Source organism: Serratia bockelmannii (genome assembly GCF_008011855.1).
Lineage (GTDB): Bacteria > Pseudomonadota > Gammaproteobacteria > Enterobacterales > Enterobacteriaceae > Serratia > Serratia bockelmannii.
The window spans coordinates 428,671-446,043 of the sequence record NZ_VOUX01000033.1 but is presented as its reverse complement, the minus strand read 5'-3'; the positions used below and the strand labels follow the sequence as shown (position 1 = coordinate 446,043).

Here is a 17,373-nt window from a genome sequence, read left to right as displayed (position 1 = left end):
CGAGGCGCCCTGATTGTTTCCACCGCGGTAGCGATCACTTCTGGTCGAGCAAATGGCCCATTTTGGCGGCCTTGGTGGCCAGATAGCGTTCGTTCTTCGGATTGCGGCCGACGATCAGCGGCACGCGCTCGCTGATATTGATACCGGCTTCGGTCAGGATCTCGACCTTTTTCGGGTTGTTGGTCAGCAAACGCACCGCGTCGACGCCCAGCAGTTTGAACATATCGGCGCACAGGGTGAAGTCGCGCTCGTCGGCGGCGAAGCCGAGCTGATGGTTAGCTTCCACGGTGTCTGCGCCCTTATCCTGCAGGGCATAGGCGCGGATCTTGTTCAACAGGCCGATATTGCGGCCCTCCTGGCGATGATAAAGCAGGATGCCGCGGCCTTCTTCGGCGATCTGTTCCAGTGCGGCTTCGAGTTGAAAACCGCAGTCGCAGCGCAGGCTGAATAAGGCGTCACCGGTCAGACATTCGGAATGCACGCGTGCGAGTACCGGCACTTCGCCGGAAATATCACCGAATACCAGTGCCAGATGGTCATGCCCGGTCGCCAGTTCTTCGAATCCTACCATCAGGAAATCGCCCCAAGGTGTCGGCAGTTTAGCCTCTGCCACCCGTTTAAGCTGCATGTCATTCTCCACAAAAACCTACGATTCAATCATTGTCGCGCATCCTAAGTCCGGTTCAGTGAATTGACCAAGACTAAAACGTGCTACGCCGATCTCTATTTCGTTAATTATCGGCTATTTTGCCACAACTTCTTGCCGGGCGGTGCTCAGCAAACCAGCAGATGGCGTTTTCTGACCACCTATTATTGCGATAGGTTGCCTATCTGTTTAATTTTTCGTGTGTTATCAATATTGCACTCTTGTTACACTGCAGACTGATTCACGCAGAGGAAAACGGGAATGTATGAGATAGCGAAGCGTACGGCGGGCGGCGCGCTGCTGCTGCTGTTGATGCCGCTGGTAGTATGGGCATCCGGCTGGCACTGGCAGCCCGGCGGCAATGATCGGCTGCTCAAAGCGCTGTACTGGGTGACCGAAACCGTGACCTCGCCGTGGGGTATTCTGACCAGCGCTATCCTTTGCGGCTGGTTTTTGTGGTGCCTGCGCTTTCGGTTGAAGGCGGCCATCGGTCTGGCAATCCTGCTTTCCGCCGCGTTGGTGATTGGGCAGGGGGTCAAATCGTTGATCAAGGATCGGGTGCAAGAACCGCGACCGTTTGTGGTATGGCTCGAGCAAACCCACGGTGTGGACGGGAAATATTTCTATTCGCTGCAGCGCAAAGAGCGCAGCGCGCTGGTGCGCGAGCAGTTGCAAGACCAGACGCTGGTGCCGAACTGGCTGCGCAAGCACTGGCAGTTTGAAACCGGCTTCGCTTTCCCGTCGGGGCATACGATGTTCGCCGCCACCTGGGCACTGTTGGGCGTAGGGCTGCTGTGGCCGCGCCGCCATTATAAAACTGTCGCGCTGCTGATGGTGTGGGCAACGGGTGTGATGGGCAGCCGTCTGCTGCTGGGTATGCACTGGCCGCGCGATCTGGCAATGGCCACGTTGATCAGTTGGTTGCTGGTGGTGATCACCTGCTGGCTGGCGCAGCGTTGGTTCGGTCCGCTGACGCCGCCGCCGCAAGAGCAGCAGGAAATCGCGGCGCGCAAGCCGGAATAATCACTTCTTTCACAGGCGCCGTTCAGGCGCCTGCCACCAAGACCTTAACGCCTACCTTTTCAAATGCCTGCAGTGCGGAATCGCCAATTCCGTTGTCGGTAATCAAATAGTCGATATGCTGCCAGTCACAAGGCAGCGCAAACATTGAAACCTTATCGATCTTGCTTGAGTCGGCCACCACATACACCGTGTTGGCTGCATTGATCATCGCCATTTTCAGTTTGATGTCGGTTTCGCTTGGGAAACTGAGGCCGTGGCGGGGCGAGATGCAGGCCGTCGCGAGGAACAGCTTTTGTGCCAGCACGTTTTCGAAGAAGCTGGCGGCTTTGTCCCCGGAGGTGGAGAGCGTAGGGAATTTGAATGAGCCCCCGGTCAGCAAAATATTCACGCCCGGTTCGCCGCCCAGCTGCAGTGCAATATTGACGCCGGTGGTGATAACGGACAGTTTCTTTATGTGATTCAGGTGATTGGCGATAGCCGTGGTGGTGGTGCCCGAATCAAGAATGATGGTGTCGCCGGGTTCGATAAAACCGGCGGCGAGCTTGCCGATGCGATCTTTGGCGGTCAGGTTAACCTGGCGTTCCAGCAGCATGGCATGAGTATTTTGCTTGCCATCAACCAGGGTTGCACCACCGTGGAAGCGCTGCACATAGCCTTGCTGCTGCAGGACGCGCAGATCGGTACGAATGGTCGCCTCGGTCAGCTTGAAGGTATCGGTAAGCATTTTGACCGTCGCCGAGCCGTCTTCGCGGATCATGTCGAGGATCTTTTCGCGCCGTTGCTGCATTTCCGCCAGCTGTTCGCTTTTGCTTTTCAATCGAAAGACTCCTGCACCTATCAGTACCTGTCAGTTCCCGCCACGCGGTTTGCTACGGCAACTCCTTATTGATGCGCTGAATTTTAGCTCGCGATTATTGATAAAGCCACGGATAAACTGCATTGGTTTTTGTTCGAAAATCAATGGGGTCCAATGAAATCAACGGTAAAAACTAAATCAAATTCGGTGATTTTACTTTATATTATTGTTATTTATTGGTTTTTATTGATTATTTGATTGTCTGGTAAGCGCTTTTGCTTGAAATTTGATCTTGCCCACATTAATTATCGTTTTTGCTGCATATGATTTCCATTCGAAAATCAATGGCGAGTTAACGGATCAATTTCGATGCGATAACGATAATCAGGGCGCTTATGCAGAGGTGACGATGGACTTTCAGGCGATTAAAAACACGGCACGCCAGGCGCGCCGATATGTGGTGACCATGAACCATAAGGCAGGCAAGGGCCATACCGGCGCCGATCTGTCGGAGATCGACATCATCTGCACCTTGTATATGGCGGTGATGGATCGCAGCAATGCCCGGCCTGATCAGGATCGGTTCATTTTGTCTAAAGGGCATGGCGCCGGCGGTTTCTACTGCAGTTGCGCGGCGATGGGCTTGCTGGATCCTGCGGTGCTCGATCAGTTCATGGGCGACGACACCTTGTTGGCCGGGCATCCGGTGCGGCAGAAGCTGCCGGAGCTGGTGGAGATCAACTCTGGCGGTTTGGGGCATGGGCTGCCGATCGGCGTGGGGCTGGCGCTGGGCAACAAGCTGGCGGGGCGTGCGCATCGCCGCGCTTTCGTGTTGCTGGGCGACGGCGAACTGGCAGAGGGTTCCAATTGGGAGGCGGCGATGGCGGCCAGCAAATTTAAGCTGGATAACCTGATTGCCATCGTCGATCGCAACCGGCTGCAGCTGGCGGGAAAGACAGAGGCCATCATGCCGCTGGAACCGTTGGCGAAAAAATGGCGCGCTTTCGGCTTTGAAACTCTGGAATGTGACGGCCACGATCCTGCGGCGCTGGTGGCGGCGATCCAACGCCCGAGCCAGGACAAGCCGCGAGTGATTTTGGCCAATACCGAAAAGGGGCACGGCGTGTCGTTTATGGCTAACGTTGCCGCCTGGCATCACGCGGTACCGGACGAACAACAGCTGGCGCAGGCGCTGGCGGAACTGGAGGGGTAAACATGCAGGATTTACGCGATGCGGTGGTAACGGCGTTGATCGAACAGCAACGGGCGGGTGCGGATCTGAGCGTGATGGTGGCGGATTCCACGTCCACGTCGAAAATCGCGCCCTTTGAGCAGGCTTATCCGGAGCGGGTGGTGAACGTCGGTATCGCCGAGCAGAACATGGTAGGCATGGCCGCCGGCATGGCGCTCAGCGGCCGCACGGTCTTTACCGCCAACGCGGCACCTTTCCTTTTCGCTCGTTCTAACGAACAGATGAAAAACGATGTTTGCTACACGGAGACCAACGTGAAAATGCTCGGCCTGAATGCCGGATTCGGCTATGGGCCGCTGGGGGCGACGCACCATTGCATGAACGATATCGCCATTGCCCGCACGCTGGGCAATCTCTGCGTCTATGCGCCTGCGGATGCGCGGCAAGCGGCAGAGATTGTCCGTTATGTTATCGCACAACCCGGCCCAGCCTATATCCGTATGGACAGCGACAAGTTGCCGGTATTGAACGCGGACTATCATTTCCGTCCCGGAGAGCCGGAGGTGTTGCACCAGGGGACCGATAGCCTGGTGTTTTGTCTCGGGACGGTAGCGCATGAGGCGATGAAGGTACTGGAATTGGGCGACAACCCGACCATCGTCTCTCTCCCTTCGCTCTGGCCACTCAATGAGGCGGCGGTAGTGGCGCTAATGCGCTCGCACCGCCGGGTGCTGACCATGGAGGAGCATGCGCTCAGCGGTGGTTTAGGCACCATCATCGGTGAATTGTTGCTGCGGCATCAGCTGCCGCGGCCGTTTACCGCGCTGGGCATGCCGGCTTACGAATTTACCCACAGCAGCAGCCGGGCGGCGCTGCGGCGGCAATACGCCATCGATGCGGCAGGATTGCACGCACAGTTAACGCAATAGGGGGATGCGATGGAGCGGAACGAATATGACGTTAATTTACGCTACGGTGTCGATAGCCGGATGTCGCTGGCAGGGAAGGTTGCGGTAATCACCGGCGGTTTGGGCGGCATCGCGATGGCAGCCAATCGCCTGCTGTTGGAAAAGGGCGCGCGCCTGGTGTTGATGTATCCGGCCTTTGAACAAGACAAGGCCGCGGCAGCGCTGCGAGAGTTGGGCGATGAACAGGTGTTCTGTCAGGTGTGCGACGTGACCGAACCCGACTCGGTGGCTGCCGCCTTCAACGCGGCTGAGCGGCGCTTTGGCCGGCTCGATATCCTGGTCAACTGCGCCGGCTACGTTAATTTGCAGCCGGCGACGGAGGTCACGCTTGAGGAGTGGCAGCGCCATTTGGCGGTCAACCTCACCGGACCTTTTCTATGTTCGCAAGAACTGGCGCGCCGCGCGATAACCGCCGGTCACGGCGGAAAAATCATCAATATCGCGTCGCAGGCGGCCTCCATCGCCATTGACGATCACTGTGCTTACACCTCCGCCAAGGCGGGGCTGCTGGGCATGACCAAGGTGATGGCCAAAGAGTGGGCGCCGCACGGCATCACCGTCAATACGTTATCGCCCACCGTGGTGCTGACGCCTATGGGAGAGAAAGCCTGGCGAGGCGAAAAGGGCGAGGCGATGAAAAAGCTGATCCCACTGGGGCGTTTTGCTTATACCGATGAAATCGCGGCGGCGATCCTGTTTTTTGCCAGCAACGGCAGCGACATGATTACCGGCGCGGACCTGATGATCGACGGCGGTTTTACCATTTGGTAAGCGGCAACCGCAGCGATCGCCAACACCAGACGATGTTCAACACAACGATAAGAGAACACCATCATGAGAAAAATAGCCACTTACCTCACCCTGCTCACCGGTTTTGCCTTCACCTCTGCCATGGCGGCGGAAAAGGGCACGATCGCCATCCTCGTCAACTCATTGGACAACCCTTATTACTCCGCGGAAGCCAAGGGGGCCGAGGCCAAAGCCAAGTCTCTCGGCTATCAGACGCTGGTGCTGTCGCACGGCGAAGACGTTAAGCGCCAGGGAGAGCTCATCAGCCTGGTTATCGGCCGTAAGGTTCAGGGCATCATTTTGGATAACGCCGATTCCCAGGCCAGCGTCGCCGCCGTACAGCAGGCGAAAAACGCCGGCATTCCAGTGGTGCTGATCAACCGCGAGATCCCGGTCGATGGCGTGGCGTTGGCGCAGATCACCCATAACAACTTCCAGGCCGGCTCGGACGTCGCCAACCAGTTTGTGGAAAAAATGGGGGAAACCGGCAAATACGCCGAGCTGACCTGCAACCTGGCGGACAATAACTGCGTTACGCGTTCGCAGTCGTTCCACAACGTGATCGACCAATATCCTGAGATGGTCAGCGTGGCGCGTCAGGATGCCAAGGGTAATCTGCTGGAGGGGAAACGCATCATGGACAGCATTTTGCAGGCGCATCCGGACATCAAAGGTGTGATCTGCGGCAACGGACCGGTGGCGCTGGGCGCAGTGGCGGCGCTGAAAGCCGCTGGCCGGCAGGATGTCACCGTGGTGGGCATCGACGGCAGCAACGATGAACGTGACGCCATTCTCAACGGCAACCTCTACGCCAGCGTGATGTTGCAGGCGCAGGCTATCGCTGCGCAGGGCGTTGAAATCCTCGACGGCTATTTCCAATCCGGCAGCTATACCGGCAAGGAACGCGTGATGTTCCGTGGCATCCTGATCGGCAAAGACAATGCGCAACGGGTCAGTGACTTCAACTTCAAACCGTAACCCGCGCTGAGCGGCGTCTTTCACCACCCCGTCCTGGCGGCGGGGTGCGATCGGAGGTGTTGTTATGTCGATGCGCATTGCGTTGACCCTCATCGTCGTCCTGGCGTTGAGCGGTTGCCGTATCGTCTCGGAGAAAAAGCTGGCGGAGCTTCGCTCCCCGGTGAATCCACATGTGGCGCAGGCAGCGGAGATTTACCGCAGCAAAATCGCCCCGCAAGTGGTCAAAACGGCGCAGCCGCTGGGCGAGCTGATCGCCCGGATCGCCCAGGCCAAGGATTTTGACAGCGCTTGCGGCCTGCTGGGGTACCGTGCTCAACCGGAGTTTCCTTGTTACTTCAACGTTAAGGTCAGCGGTGAAGTTGCGGCGGTCAACACCCGCTCGCGCAGCGGAAAATTAACGCTCGCACTGACCGATGCGCCGCTCAGCAGCGTGGAGGTGCAGATCGGGCCGGTCTACCGCGGTACGGCGTTACGCGACAGCTATCGCGGCCTGAGCTACAGCGATTTCAATGACCAAGCGCTGTTCGGCGATTTTGCCAGGGCGATTAACCAGGCTTCGATCGACGAACTGACCGGATCCCAGCCCAAGGTGGGTGACCACATTACCGTGTATGGCGTATTCAGCAGCTGGCAGGCACCTGCCGAGCCGCTGTTGATCACGCCGGTGCGCATTCAACCTTAAGGGGGCGTGATGAGCGATCCGATCATTATTCAAACGCGCAACGTTTCGCGTCTCTATCCGGGCGTCACCGCGTTGGATAGCGTGAGTTATCAAGTGTTTCGCAACCAGGTCAACGTGCTGATCGGCGAGAATGGCGCCGGCAAGTCGACCATGATGAAGCTGCTGGCGGGGGTGGAAACCCCGTCCTCCGGCACTATCGAGCTGGAGGGGAAAGCGGTGACGTTAACCTCCACGCAGCAGGCGGAGCGGCTCGGGATCAGCATTATTTTTCAGGAGCTGAACCTGTTCCCCAACATGTCGGTCATGGACAACATTTTTATGGCCAACGAGTTCTTCCAGCGCGGCCGTATCAATGTGGACTATCAGTATCAGCTGGCCAAATCCTTGCTGCAGCGGCTGGAGTTGGATATCGATCCGCATACGCCGTTGGGCAGCCTCGGTATCGGTCATCAGCAGCTGGTTGAAATTGCCCGTGCCCTGGCGAAGGACACCCGGGTGCTGATCATGGATGAGCCGACGTCGGCGCTGAGTCAGGCCGAAGTGCGCACGCTGTTTCGGGTGATCGCCGATCTGAAAAAACGCGGCGTCACCATCATCTACATTTCTCACCGACTGGAAGAGCTGATGGAGATTGGCGATCGCATCACGGTGTTTCGCGACGGGCGTTTTGTTGCCGCCGAACCGGTCAGTAACGTCAGCATTCCGTGGATCATCGAAAAGATGGTGGGGGAAAAGAGCAAGCACTTTGATTATTGCGCGGCAGAACAAGGGGATGAAGTGTTGAAGGTCGAACAGCTGACGCTGCCGCGTGAAAACGGCGGCTATTGCCTTAACGACGTCAGTTTTTCACTGCGCAAAGGGGAAGTGATCGGCATTTATGGCCTGTTGGGGGCCGGCCGTACCGAACTGTTCAAAGTGCTCAACGGCGTGATGCGTCAGACGGCAGGTCGCATTTTGCTTAATGGCAAAAGCGTGGAGCGGCTGGGATTCCGTCAACGCATGGCGTTGGGCATGGCGCTGGTGCCGGAAGACAGGCAGGCGGAGGGGTTGGTGCAGATGATGTCGATCAAGGCCAACATGACCCTGGCCAGCCTGGGACGTAATGCGCTACGGCCGTTGGCGTCGGCCGGGGAGTGTGCGTTGGTCGATGGCATGATCGAAAAACTGGCGATCAAGGTCAGTGACCGGGAGCTGCCAATTACTAGCCTGAGCGGCGGCAATCAGCAGAAAGTGGTGTTGGGCAAGGCGCTGCTGACCGGGCCGCAGGTGGTGTTTCTTGATGAGCCGACGCGCGGAATTGACGTCGGTGCCAAAACGGACGTTTACCACCTGATTGGTGCGATGGCGCGCCAGGGGCTGGCGGTGATGTTCTCTTCGTCGGAGCTGGATGAGGTGGTCTCACTGGCCGACCGGGTGATGGTGATGGCGGACGGGCAGCTGACAGCCGATCTGCCGCGCGAACGGGCCGATCGCGAAACGCTGATCCGCGCCTCAACCCCTCATGCATAAGGATAAGGCAATGCAAACCAAGTATCGGTTGTATATGTATTTGCTGCAGGCGCGCACCTTCATCGCCCTGTTGCTGGTGGTGCTGTTCTTCAGCAGCATGGTGCCGAATTTTCTGACCGTCTCTAATCTGCTGATCATGACGCAGCACGTGGCGATTACCGGGTTGCTGGCGGTTGGCATGACGCTGGTGATCCTCACCGGCGGCATCGACTTGTCGGTCGGCGCGGTGGCCGGTTTGTGTGGGATGATTGCCGGTGCGCTATTGACCGTCGGTATCCCGCTGTGGGAGGGCAATCGGCTGTTTCTCAACATTTTTGAAGTGATCGGCGCGGTGGCGCTGTTGGGCGTGTTGTTGGGTTTGATCAACGGCACGCTGATCACGCGGCTCGGCGTTGCGCCATTCATCTGCACCCTGGGTGCGATGTACGTGGCGCGTGGGGCGGCGTTGCTGACGGCGGACGGCAAAACCTATCCCAATCTGGTGGGCATGGAAGCGCTGGGCAACACCGGTTTCGCTGTCCTGGGGTCTGGCACCTTCCTGGGAATTTACAACCCGATTTGGCTGATGTTGGCCATCGTGTTGTTGGGGATCTATCTCACCAAGAAAACGCCGCTGGGCCGTTATATCTATGCCATTGGCGGCAATGAGCCGGCGGCGCGGCTGTCGGGGGTGCCGATTGTCAAAGTGAAAATGTTCGTCTATGCGTTTTCCGGGCTGTGTGCGGCGCTGGTGGGATTGGTCATCGCTTCTCAATTGCAAACCGCGCACCCGATGACCGGCAATATGTTCGAGATGGACGCCATCGGCGCGACGGTGCTGGGCGGTACGGCGCTCAGCGGTGGCCGCGGCAGGGTATTCGGTTCGATCATCGGCGCCTTTGTGATCGTTTTTCTGGCGGACGGCTTGGTGATGATGGGCGTCAGCGAATTCTGGCAAATGGTGATTAAAGGGCTGGTGATCGTCACCGCCGTGGTGATTGACCAGTTCCAGCAGCGTTTGCAGAGCAAGGTCATTTTGATGCAGCGCCAGGAAAAAAAAGCGGTGCAGCCGCTGGCTGAGGTGAGCCATGGCTAAAGCGGATTGCATTGTCGCGTTGGACGAGGGCACCAGCAACGCCAAGGCCGTGGTGGTGGATGCGCAGGGTACGATCGTCGCCAGAGCCAGCAGGCCACTGACGTTGCAGACGCCGCAGCCCGGTTGGGTGGAGCAACGGGGTGAGACCTTGCTGGCGGCCTCTTTGGCGGTGTTGCGGGAGGCTATTGCGTTGGCCGGATCATCCCGCATTGCCGGTATCGCCATCAGCAACCAGCGTGAAACCGCCATCGGCTGGCGGCGTTCCAACGGCCAGCCTATTGGGCCAGCCTTAACTTGGCAATGCGCGCGTTCCGCCGATTTCTGCGAACGGCTGCGGTGCGATCGGCAGGAGGAAGCAGTGCGTCGCGCCACCGGTTTGCCGCTTTCACCGTTGTTCTCGGCGTCGAAAATGCGCTGGTTGCTCGATCACTGCGAAGAGGGACAACGGCTGGCGGAGAACGGCGAGCTGTGCCTGGGCACCATCGATGCCTGGCTGCTGTGGCAGTTGAGCGGAGGACAGGCATTCGGTTGCGATATCTCCAACGCCGCTCGCACTCAGCTGCTGAACCTTGTTTCCGGCGATTGGGACGAGCAGATGCTGGCGCTGTTCAATATTCCCCGTCAGGCGCTGCCGACGATCCATCCCTCCAGCCATCTGTTCGGTACGACGTTGGGATTGGACGGCATTGCCGACGGCATTCCAATTGCTGCGATGGTAGGGGATTCGCATGCGGCGCTTTATGGCCATGCGCTGGGTCAGGCTGGGCAGGTCAAAGCCACCTATGGCACCGGATCATCGGTGATGGCGCCAATCGCCGACGCGCAATGCGATACGAGCGCTCTGGCAACGACCATCGCTTGGCATGACGGTGGACGTATGCAGTACGCACTGGAGGGCAATATTCCCCACACCGGCGACGCTATCGCCTGGATGCTGGATATCGCCGCCATGCCGTCGGAGGACGAAGCGCCGTTGAGTGAACTGCCTGTTCGCGTGCCCGACAGCGGTGGCGTCTATTTTGTACCTGCGCTAACCGGTGCCGGCGCACCCTGGTGGGATGAGCAGGCGCGCGGCGTGGTTTGCGGGCTCAGCCGCGGCACGCGGCGAGAACATTTGGTGCGGGCCGCTTTTGAATCGGTGGCTTATCAAATCGCCGATGTGATCGGCGTACTGCGGCAACAACCGGGTTTTGCGCTGCAGGGGCTGATGGCCGATGGCGGCCCCAGCCGCAATGACTGGCTGATGCAGTTTCAGGCCGATCTGCTGGGTTGCCCGGTGTGGCGCAGCAACACGGCGGAACTGTCGGCCCTGGGGGCGGCGTTGATGGCGATGCGCAGCCTGTGGGGAGCTACCGATCGGCAACTGGCGGCACTGTTGCCTCAACATGATGAGTTTAAACCCGATATGCAGCGCCACCACCAGCTGCAGGAAAACTACAGCGCGTGGCGGCAGGCGGTACAGCGCACCTTGTGGCGGCCGCAGACGGCCTCATTGATAACAGGAGAACAATCATGAATCGTGACTTCACGGGGAAAACCGTGGTGATTACCGGCGCATGCCGCGGCATTGGCGCCGGTATCGCCGAGCATTTCGCCAGTTTGGGTGCCAATCTGGCGATCGCATCGAATGCGGAGCGCATTCTGACCGCGGCGGAAACGCTGCGCCAGCGTTATCGGGTGGCGGTGCTGCCGGTCATCCTCGACGTTACCGATGAAGCACAGGTAGTTGATTTTTATCGTCAGGTCTGGGAGCGATTTGGCGCGATCGACGTTTCTATTCAGAACGCCGGGGTGATCACTATCGATCGTTTTGACCAGATGCCCAAAAGCGATTTTGAGAAAGTGTTGGCGGTAAATACTACGGCGGTCTGGCTCTGTTGCCGGGAGGCGGCTAAATATATGGTCGGCCAGCGCAAGGGGCGCCTGATCAACACCTCTTCCGGCCAGGGGCGTAACGGGTTTATTTACACACCGCATTACGCCGCCAGCAAAATGGGGGTGATCGGCATTACGCAGAGTTTAGCGCTTGAGCTGGCGCCACATGGCATCACCGTCAATGCATTCTGCCCCGGCATCATTGAAAGCGAGATGTGGGAATATAACGACCGCGTTTGGGGAGAAATTCTCAGCGGCCCGGAAAAAACTTACGGCAAAGGGGAGTTGATGGCCGAGTGGGTGGCGGGTATTCCGCTCAAGCGTGCCGGGCAACCCGAAGATGTGGCGGGTCTCGTGGCCTTCCTTGCCTCAGATGATGCCGATTATATCACCGGCCAAACCATCAATGTGGATGGCGGGTTAATCATGTCTTAACGTGACGATGTCACAAAAAGCACGGCGTCGGATCGGCGCCGCATCAATCGCTTACATTTTCCCGCCATTGCAATCCACACGGTTGCCCCCATATCCTTATAAATTCGACGTTTTGAGAAGCTTTCTCATCAATTTGTTCGCTAAAGCCGTTTACTGCCGAATATGCCAGCAGATATGTGGTTTTATCGTGCCGCAGGGTTTCCCTGCCGCAGCGGGAAATGCTAACTTAAGGGTTAGGGACGCCACGTTTTGGCATCGTTCATCCGATTCACTCGGCATCGCGGGAAAGAATGTGAAATATTTGCTGATTTTTTTGTTGGTTCTGGTGATCTTCGTGATTTCCGTCACTTTGGGTGCGCATAACGATCAGGTGGTCAATTTTAACTATCTGGTTGCGCAGGGCGATTATCGCGTATCGACCCTGTTGGCCACGCTGTTTGGCGCCGGCTTCGTTCTCGGTTGGATCATTTGCGGCCTGTTCTACCTGCGCACGCGCATTGCGCTGGGCCGCGCCGAGCGCAAGATCAAAAGGCTGGAGCTGCAGCTTGAGCAGCCCGCTGAACCGGCGGCTCAGGCCGTTGTCAGCAAGGAATAACCCTCTATGTTAGAACTGCTGTTTCTGTTGCTGCCCGTGGCTGCCGCGTACGGTTGGTACATGGGGCGCAGAAGCGCTCAGCAGGATAAACAGCAAGAAGCCAACCGCCTGTCGCGCGAATACGTGGCAGGGGTGAACTTTCTGCTTTCCAACCAGCAGGACAAGGCGGTCGATCTGTTCCTCGACATGTTGAAAGAGGACAGCAACACCGTTGAAGCCCACCTGACGCTGGGTAACCTGTTCCGTTCGCGCGGTGAAGTCGACCGCGCCATCCGCATCCATCAGGCTTTGATGGAAAGCGCTTCCCTGACCTTCGAACAGCGCCTGCTGGCGGTACAGCAGCTGGGCCGCGACTATATGGCGGCCGGGCTGTACGATCGCGCGGAAGACATGTTCAGCCAGTTGACTGACGAAGCGGATTTCCGCGTATCGGCGCTGCAGCAGTTGCTGGTGATCCATCAGGCCACCAGCGATTGGCAGAAAGCCATCGACGTGGCGGAAAAGCTGGTCAAGCTGGGCAAAGAGAAACAGCGCGTCGAGATTGCGCATTTCTACTGTGAGCTGGCATTGCAGGCGATGGGCAGTGACGATCTCGATCGGGCGATGAGCTTACTTAAGCGTGCGGACGCGGCCGATAAACAGTGTGCACGAGTATCCATCATGTTCGGGCGCATCTACATGGCGCAAAACGACTACGCCAAAGCGGCAGAGTCGCTGCAGCGCGTACTGAGCCAGGACAAAGAATTGGTCAGCGAAACGCTGCCGATGCTGCAGGAATGCTACACGCATCTGCCGGAACAACAGCACAACTGGGCTGAATTCCTTAAGCGCTGCGTAGAAGAAAACACCGGCGCTACCGCCGATCTGATGTTGGCCGAGATCATCGAGCAGCACGAAGGGCGCGACGTGGTGCAGGTCTATATCAACCGTCAGCTACAGCGTCATCCTACTATGCGGGTGTTTTATCGGTTGATGGATTATCACCTGGCGGACGCCGAAGACGGCCGTGCGAAAGAGAGTCTGCTGTTGTTGCGCGATATGGTCGGCGAGCAAATTCGCACCAAGCCGCGTTACCGCTGCCACAAGTGCGGATTTACCGCACACTCGCTCTATTGGCATTGTCCGTCGTGCCGCGCCTGGTCATCGGTCAAACCGATCCGCGGTCTGGACGGACAATAACGCGGCGGCGCGACAAAATAAAACGGGGCGATTCATCGCCCCGTTTTTTTACGTTCATCGTTTATTTTTTCTTGCCGCCTTTGGTGCCGGTTTTCAACAGCTGACGCAGTTTCTTCAGCTCTTTCTGGCTAAGCGGCTGTTCAATCTCTTCTTCGGTGCTTTGATTGTCGATCTCGCCGTGGTGCAGCTCATCCGCCTTTTTGGTCGGTTTTTCTGCCTTGGCGGCGGGGGCGCTGAAGCTGCTTTCCAGGCGCTGGCACACTTCCACGCTCAATGAAAACTCGTTTTCAGCGGCGGCGGCGCGGATTTTTTCCTTCAGTGCCAGAGGAATTTTAATGGTAAGTGTCGATATCTCGCTCATTTTGAAAGCCTTTCTGCAGGAAGATGCCTTCAAGCTAAGCCACTGGCGATCGGGTGTCTAGTGTGTAATAAAAATTTAATATTTTTGTAACAGTGTAAGGCGAGCAAGATGCGGTTTTTTCAGGCGGGAAACAGAGGCAGGGCCCGAGCGAGCGGGCCCTGTACGGAAACATTATTTGTAGATGACCGCGGTGCCGCTCAGCATGTTGTTACCACCGGCGGAGATGATGCGGTAGCTGCTGGCGCCCTGGGCATCCGCTTTAGCGGCCAGCTTTTTCTCCAGGCTGCTGAGGGTGGTCGCGTGGCCTGCGGAAACGACGCCGGTGGCAGTCAGGCTATCGGCCTGCTGGCTGCTGATCGGTTCAGCCGCGAAGGTGGCGAAAGAGGTCAGTGCGATAGCGGCAGCGGCCGCAAAATATTTGATGGTTTTCATAGGTGACTCCAGTCTGTTTATTAAGGAAGGAAGCCGTTCGCTTCCGATGTGGTGAATAATAAAGCATCTGTACCAATTGAAAATCTGATAATGCTGAGTAAGTCATTCAAAATATCTGATTAACAATTTACGCATCTTTACGGCGTTTTACGCTGCGTGGTTTATTGCTGACGCGCTTTCGTTGACGCGCCATGACAAAGGTGAGAGGTAACATGACAGAGCGCCGGTGCGCGCTGCGGCTGGGATTTCTGGCCCCCGGCATGTAGAATGCGGCGGTCAGTTTCGCGGGTGAGTCCCTGATTATGTCTATTTTACAGAAGGTAGAAGAAATGAAGTCTGAAAATAACGCTAATAACAATGACTTAAAATCATCTCCAATCGTTGTGGCGTTAGATTACGCCGATAAGAATGCCGCGCTGGCGTTCGCCGACCGTATCGATCCGCAAGACTGCCGGCTGAAAGTGGGCAAAGAAATGTTCACGCTGTTCGGGCCGCAGCTGGTGCGCGATCTGCACGGGCGTGGCTTCGACGTATTTCTTGACCTGAAATTCCACGATATTCCCAATACCACCGCGCATGCGGTCGCGGCGGCGGCCGAGCTGGGCGTTTGGATGGTCAACGTCCACGCCAGCGGCGGCGCGCGCATGATGACCGCCGCTAAAGAAGCGCTGGCGTCATTCGGGGCGGATGCGCCGCTGCTGATCGCCGTGACGGTGCTCACCAGTATGGAAGCGGAAGACCTGCGCGGCATTGGTATCGAAGCCAGCCCGGCGGAACACGCCGAGCGCCTGGCGCGCCTGACCCACGACTGCGGGCTGGACGGCGTGGTGTGTTCGGCTCATGAAGCGCAGCGCCTGAAGGCCGCCTGCGGGCAGGCTTTCCAGCTGGTGACGCCGGGGATCCGCCCTGAAGGCAGCGCGGCGGGCGATCAGCGCCGCATTATGACGCCGGTGCAGGCGCAGGCCGCTGGCGTGGACTACATGGTGATTGGGCGTCCGATCACCCAATCTGCGGATCCGGCCGCGACGCTGCGCGCGATCCGCGCCTCTTTGGCCTGAGGAACCGCCGATGAATGACGATAACAGCCGCCTGGTGTATTCCACGGACACCGGCCGCATCAAGCAGGAAGACGTTAAACCGCAACGCGCCAAGGGCGACGGCATCGTGCGCATCCAGCGTCAGACTAGCGGCCGCAAGGGGAAGGGCGTGTGCCTGATTACCGGCGTCGATCTGGATGACGCTGCGCTCGACAAACTGGCGGCCGAACTGAAAAAGAAATGCGGCTGCGGCGGTTCGGTGAAAGACGGGATCATCGAGATCCAGGGCGATAAACGCGATCTGCTCAAACAGCTACTGGAAGCCAAAGGCATGAAGGTCAAACTGGCGGGCGGTTGAGGCGAATCGCCATGCCGCAGTGCAATGCTGCGGCATGGCTTGAGGCTGTTGCTGCCGGGAGTTAGCCCGTTAACGGCGAAAGAACCATAGACTTAAAGTAAAGCAGACCTGAAATCATCGTTATTCTGGTTAATACGTCAAAGCGCCTCGGCGCTTTTGCCCGCCTGTCGGCAGAGGAACATCGGAAAGGTTATTTGCCAACCTGGTGACCGATGATGCCCCCTACCGCAGCCCCACCCAGCGTGCCCAACGCGCTGCCGTCTGTCAGCACTGCGCCGCCGACTGCACCGGCGCCGGCGCCGATAGCGGTGTTGCGATCGCGTTTGGACATGTTGGAACAGGCGCTCAGTGAAAATGCCAGAGTCAGAGCCAGAGCGGCGGTGGCGAAACGTTTATTGATAATCATCATAATGACTTCTCCTTAGCATTGGCTATATGGAAGTGCCCTCTAAGTATAGGCGCTAACCATAAATCAGGCCTGCTGTTGATTCCCGTACAGTATCGATATAAAAAATGGCACTTTTTGTTAACGGCCGAATAATTAGCAGGTTACGGCCCAAAAGTGACCGAAACTGAGTATAGGTTTCTCTGAAAGGATAAACAGGTAAATAGTCTTAAAATCCCGTTGCACAAGGGAAACGGCGCGCGGCGTGGCCCGCGCGACGCGAGAGGTGCGGTGGCGGCCCGCGTTATTCGTTGACCAGCTCCACCTGTACGCCCTGGCGTTTCAGCTGATGCTGATACTCCAGCGCCAGGCGTGAATCGGTGATCACTCGGCTGATTTGCCCCGGCTGCGCCAGCGGGTTGGGTTGGATCTGGCCGAATTTGCTGGAGTCCGTCAGCACGATATTCTCCACGCCCTTGGCCAGCACCGCGCTGACCACGTCGGCGCGCATCATGTCGCGGCCGGTAAAGCCGGTTTCGGCCTGAAAGCCGTCAATGCCGATAAACGCCTTGTTGAAATGCACCTGCTGAATGCACAGCCGTGTGAGCGGGCCGACCACGGTCTCGCTTTTCTTCTGATACATGCCGCCGAGGACAATCACGTCGCAGTCGGTTTCTTTCAGCAGGTTGGCGATATAGTGGCTGACGGTGATCAGCGTAATACGCTTGCGTTCGGCGATGTAGCGCGCCAGCAGGGCGTTGGCGCTGCCGCTCTCGATGAAGATCGTCTCACCGTCGTTGACCTGCGCCGCGGCGTACTGTGCCAATCGTTGTTTGAGGGTGAAATTGGACATCATGCGAGCGTCGACGTCGTCGCTTTCCAACGCCACGGCGGAACCGTGTACTCGCTTCAAATAACTGCGTTTTTCCAGCAGGTTGAGATCCTGCCGGATGGTGACTTCCGATACGCCCGAGGCCCGCGCCAGCTCATTGACGCTGATCCGCCGGCGATCGTTAACCAACTGCAATATGGTCTGTTGTCGTAAATTCATATCGGCC

General features: G+C 57.8%; 20 protein-coding genes. 14 read left to right on the top strand and 6 right to left on the bottom strand.

The features are described 5' to 3' along the window. Nucleotides 1-34: 34 nt before the first annotated feature. Nucleotides 35-628: a GTP cyclohydrolase II gene (ribA, locus tag FOT55_RS18615; protein WP_025303036.1), complete on the bottom strand. Its 594-nt coding sequence runs from the start codon at nucleotides 626-628 to the stop codon at nucleotides 35-37. A 279-nt stretch (nucleotides 629-907) separates the two neighbouring features. Between ribA and pgpB the strand changes: the two genes are divergently transcribed. Next, nucleotides 908-1,669, top strand: a complete 762-nt coding sequence (gene pgpB / locus FOT55_RS18610) for a phosphatidylglycerophosphatase B (protein WP_147823870.1) — start codon at nucleotides 908-910, stop codon at nucleotides 1,667-1,669. Between the two features lie 22 nt (nucleotides 1,670-1,691). Here the strand turns inward: pgpB and FOT55_RS18605 are convergent, their stop codons facing one another. Further along, the gene (locus FOT55_RS18605) at nucleotides 1,692-2,486 is read right to left on the bottom strand and encodes a DeoR/GlpR family DNA-binding transcription regulator (RefSeq protein WP_025303034.1); all 795 of its coding nucleotides are present in this window, start codon (nucleotides 2,484-2,486) and stop codon (nucleotides 1,692-1,694) included. A 388-nt stretch (nucleotides 2,487-2,874) separates the two neighbouring features. Here FOT55_RS18605 and FOT55_RS18600 point away from each other — a divergent pair, with 388 nt between their 5' ends. From FOT55_RS18600 to lapB, 11 genes are all read left to right on the top strand, one after another. Further along, nucleotides 2,875-3,678 (top strand): transketolase, encoded by an 804-nt coding sequence (locus tag FOT55_RS18600; RefSeq protein ID WP_147824221.1) that lies wholly within the window; start codon nucleotides 2,875-2,877, stop codon nucleotides 3,676-3,678. A gap of 2 nt (nucleotides 3,679-3,680) precedes the next feature. Beyond that, nucleotides 3,681-4,586: a transketolase family protein gene (locus FOT55_RS18595; protein ID WP_147823869.1), complete on the top strand. Its 906-nt coding sequence runs from the start codon at nucleotides 3,681-3,683 to the stop codon at nucleotides 4,584-4,586. Nucleotides 4,587-4,595: 9 nt separating this feature from the next. Next, nucleotides 4,596-5,396, top strand: coding sequence for a GolD/DthD family dehydrogenase (locus FOT55_RS18590; RefSeq protein ID WP_025303031.1), 801 nt, complete (start codon nucleotides 4,596-4,598; stop codon nucleotides 5,394-5,396). 63 nt (nucleotides 5,397-5,459) lie between these two features. After that, the gene (locus FOT55_RS18585; RefSeq protein ID WP_025303030.1) at nucleotides 5,460-6,392 is read left to right on the top strand and encodes a D-ribose ABC transporter substrate-binding protein; all 933 of its coding nucleotides are present in this window, start codon (nucleotides 5,460-5,462) and stop codon (nucleotides 6,390-6,392) included. Nucleotides 6,393-6,456: 64 nt separating this feature from the next. Beyond that, nucleotides 6,457-7,074 (top strand): DUF2291 family protein, encoded by a 618-nt coding sequence (locus FOT55_RS18580; protein ID WP_049295736.1) that lies wholly within the window; start codon nucleotides 6,457-6,459, stop codon nucleotides 7,072-7,074. A 9-nt stretch (nucleotides 7,075-7,083) separates the two neighbouring features. Further along, the gene (locus FOT55_RS18575; RefSeq protein ID WP_060433170.1) at nucleotides 7,084-8,583 is read left to right on the top strand and encodes a sugar ABC transporter ATP-binding protein; all 1,500 of its coding nucleotides are present in this window, start codon (nucleotides 7,084-7,086) and stop codon (nucleotides 8,581-8,583) included. A gap of 10 nt (nucleotides 8,584-8,593) precedes the next feature. Next, nucleotides 8,594-9,658, top strand: coding sequence for an ABC transporter permease (locus FOT55_RS18570; RefSeq protein WP_025303027.1), 1,065 nt, complete (start codon nucleotides 8,594-8,596; stop codon nucleotides 9,656-9,658). After that, nucleotides 9,651-11,174 carry an FGGY family carbohydrate kinase gene (locus FOT55_RS18565; protein ID WP_060433168.1) on the top strand — a complete coding sequence of 508 codons (1,524 nt, stop codon included), beginning with the start codon at nucleotides 9,651-9,653 and terminating at the stop codon, nucleotides 11,172-11,174. Before FOT55_RS18570 ends, FOT55_RS18565 begins: the two co-directional genes overlap by 8 nt. Further along, a complete protein-coding gene (locus FOT55_RS18560) occupies nucleotides 11,171-11,968 on the top strand; it encodes an SDR family oxidoreductase (protein WP_060433167.1) in 798 nt (265 codons plus the stop codon). The genes FOT55_RS18565 and FOT55_RS18560 overlap by 4 nt, the downstream gene beginning before the upstream one ends. Before the next feature lie 292 nt (nucleotides 11,969-12,260). Further along, nucleotides 12,261-12,563: a LapA family protein gene (locus FOT55_RS18555; RefSeq protein ID WP_025303024.1), complete on the top strand. Its 303-nt coding sequence runs from the start codon at nucleotides 12,261-12,263 to the stop codon at nucleotides 12,561-12,563. A 6-nt stretch (nucleotides 12,564-12,569) separates the two neighbouring features. After that, nucleotides 12,570-13,742, top strand: a complete 1,173-nt coding sequence (gene lapB / locus FOT55_RS18550) for a lipopolysaccharide assembly protein LapB (RefSeq protein WP_025303023.1) — start codon at nucleotides 12,570-12,572, stop codon at nucleotides 13,740-13,742. A gap of 61 nt (nucleotides 13,743-13,803) precedes the next feature. On the opposite strand, the gene FOT55_RS18545 is transcribed toward lapB, so the two are convergent. Together FOT55_RS18545 and bhsA are read right to left on the bottom strand one after the other, a co-directional pair. Further along, on the bottom strand, nucleotides 13,804-14,103 hold the full coding sequence (locus tag FOT55_RS18545) for an Arc family DNA-binding protein (protein ID WP_147823868.1): 300 nt from the start codon (nucleotides 14,101-14,103) through the stop codon (nucleotides 13,804-13,806). 171 nt (nucleotides 14,104-14,274) lie between these two features. Further along, the gene (gene bhsA, locus FOT55_RS18540) at nucleotides 14,275-14,535 is read right to left on the bottom strand and encodes a multiple stress resistance protein BhsA (protein WP_025303021.1); all 261 of its coding nucleotides are present in this window, start codon (nucleotides 14,533-14,535) and stop codon (nucleotides 14,275-14,277) included. A 329-nt stretch (nucleotides 14,536-14,864) separates the two neighbouring features. Here bhsA and pyrF point away from each other — a divergent pair, with 329 nt between their 5' ends. Both pyrF and yciH read left to right on the top strand, forming a co-directional pair. Further along, complete coding sequence (pyrF, locus tag FOT55_RS18535; RefSeq protein WP_187181960.1) at nucleotides 14,865-15,593, top strand: orotidine-5'-phosphate decarboxylase; 729 nt, start codon at nucleotides 14,865-14,867, stop codon at nucleotides 15,591-15,593. A 10-nt stretch (nucleotides 15,594-15,603) separates the two neighbouring features. Then, on the top strand, nucleotides 15,604-15,930 hold the full coding sequence (gene yciH / locus FOT55_RS18530; RefSeq protein ID WP_025303019.1) for a stress response translation initiation inhibitor YciH: 327 nt from the start codon (nucleotides 15,604-15,606) through the stop codon (nucleotides 15,928-15,930). A gap of 190 nt (nucleotides 15,931-16,120) precedes the next feature. Here yciH and osmB read toward each other — a convergent pair whose 3' ends face one another. Both osmB and FOT55_RS18520 read right to left on the bottom strand, forming a co-directional pair. After that, the gene (gene osmB, locus FOT55_RS18525) at nucleotides 16,121-16,339 is read right to left on the bottom strand and encodes an osmotically-inducible lipoprotein OsmB (protein WP_004945176.1); all 219 of its coding nucleotides are present in this window, start codon (nucleotides 16,337-16,339) and stop codon (nucleotides 16,121-16,123) included. Between the two features lie 280 nt (nucleotides 16,340-16,619). Then, nucleotides 16,620-17,366, bottom strand: coding sequence for a DeoR/GlpR family DNA-binding transcription regulator (locus FOT55_RS18520; RefSeq protein ID WP_004930631.1), 747 nt, complete (start codon nucleotides 17,364-17,366; stop codon nucleotides 16,620-16,622). Nucleotides 17,367-17,373: the final 7 nt, after the last annotated feature.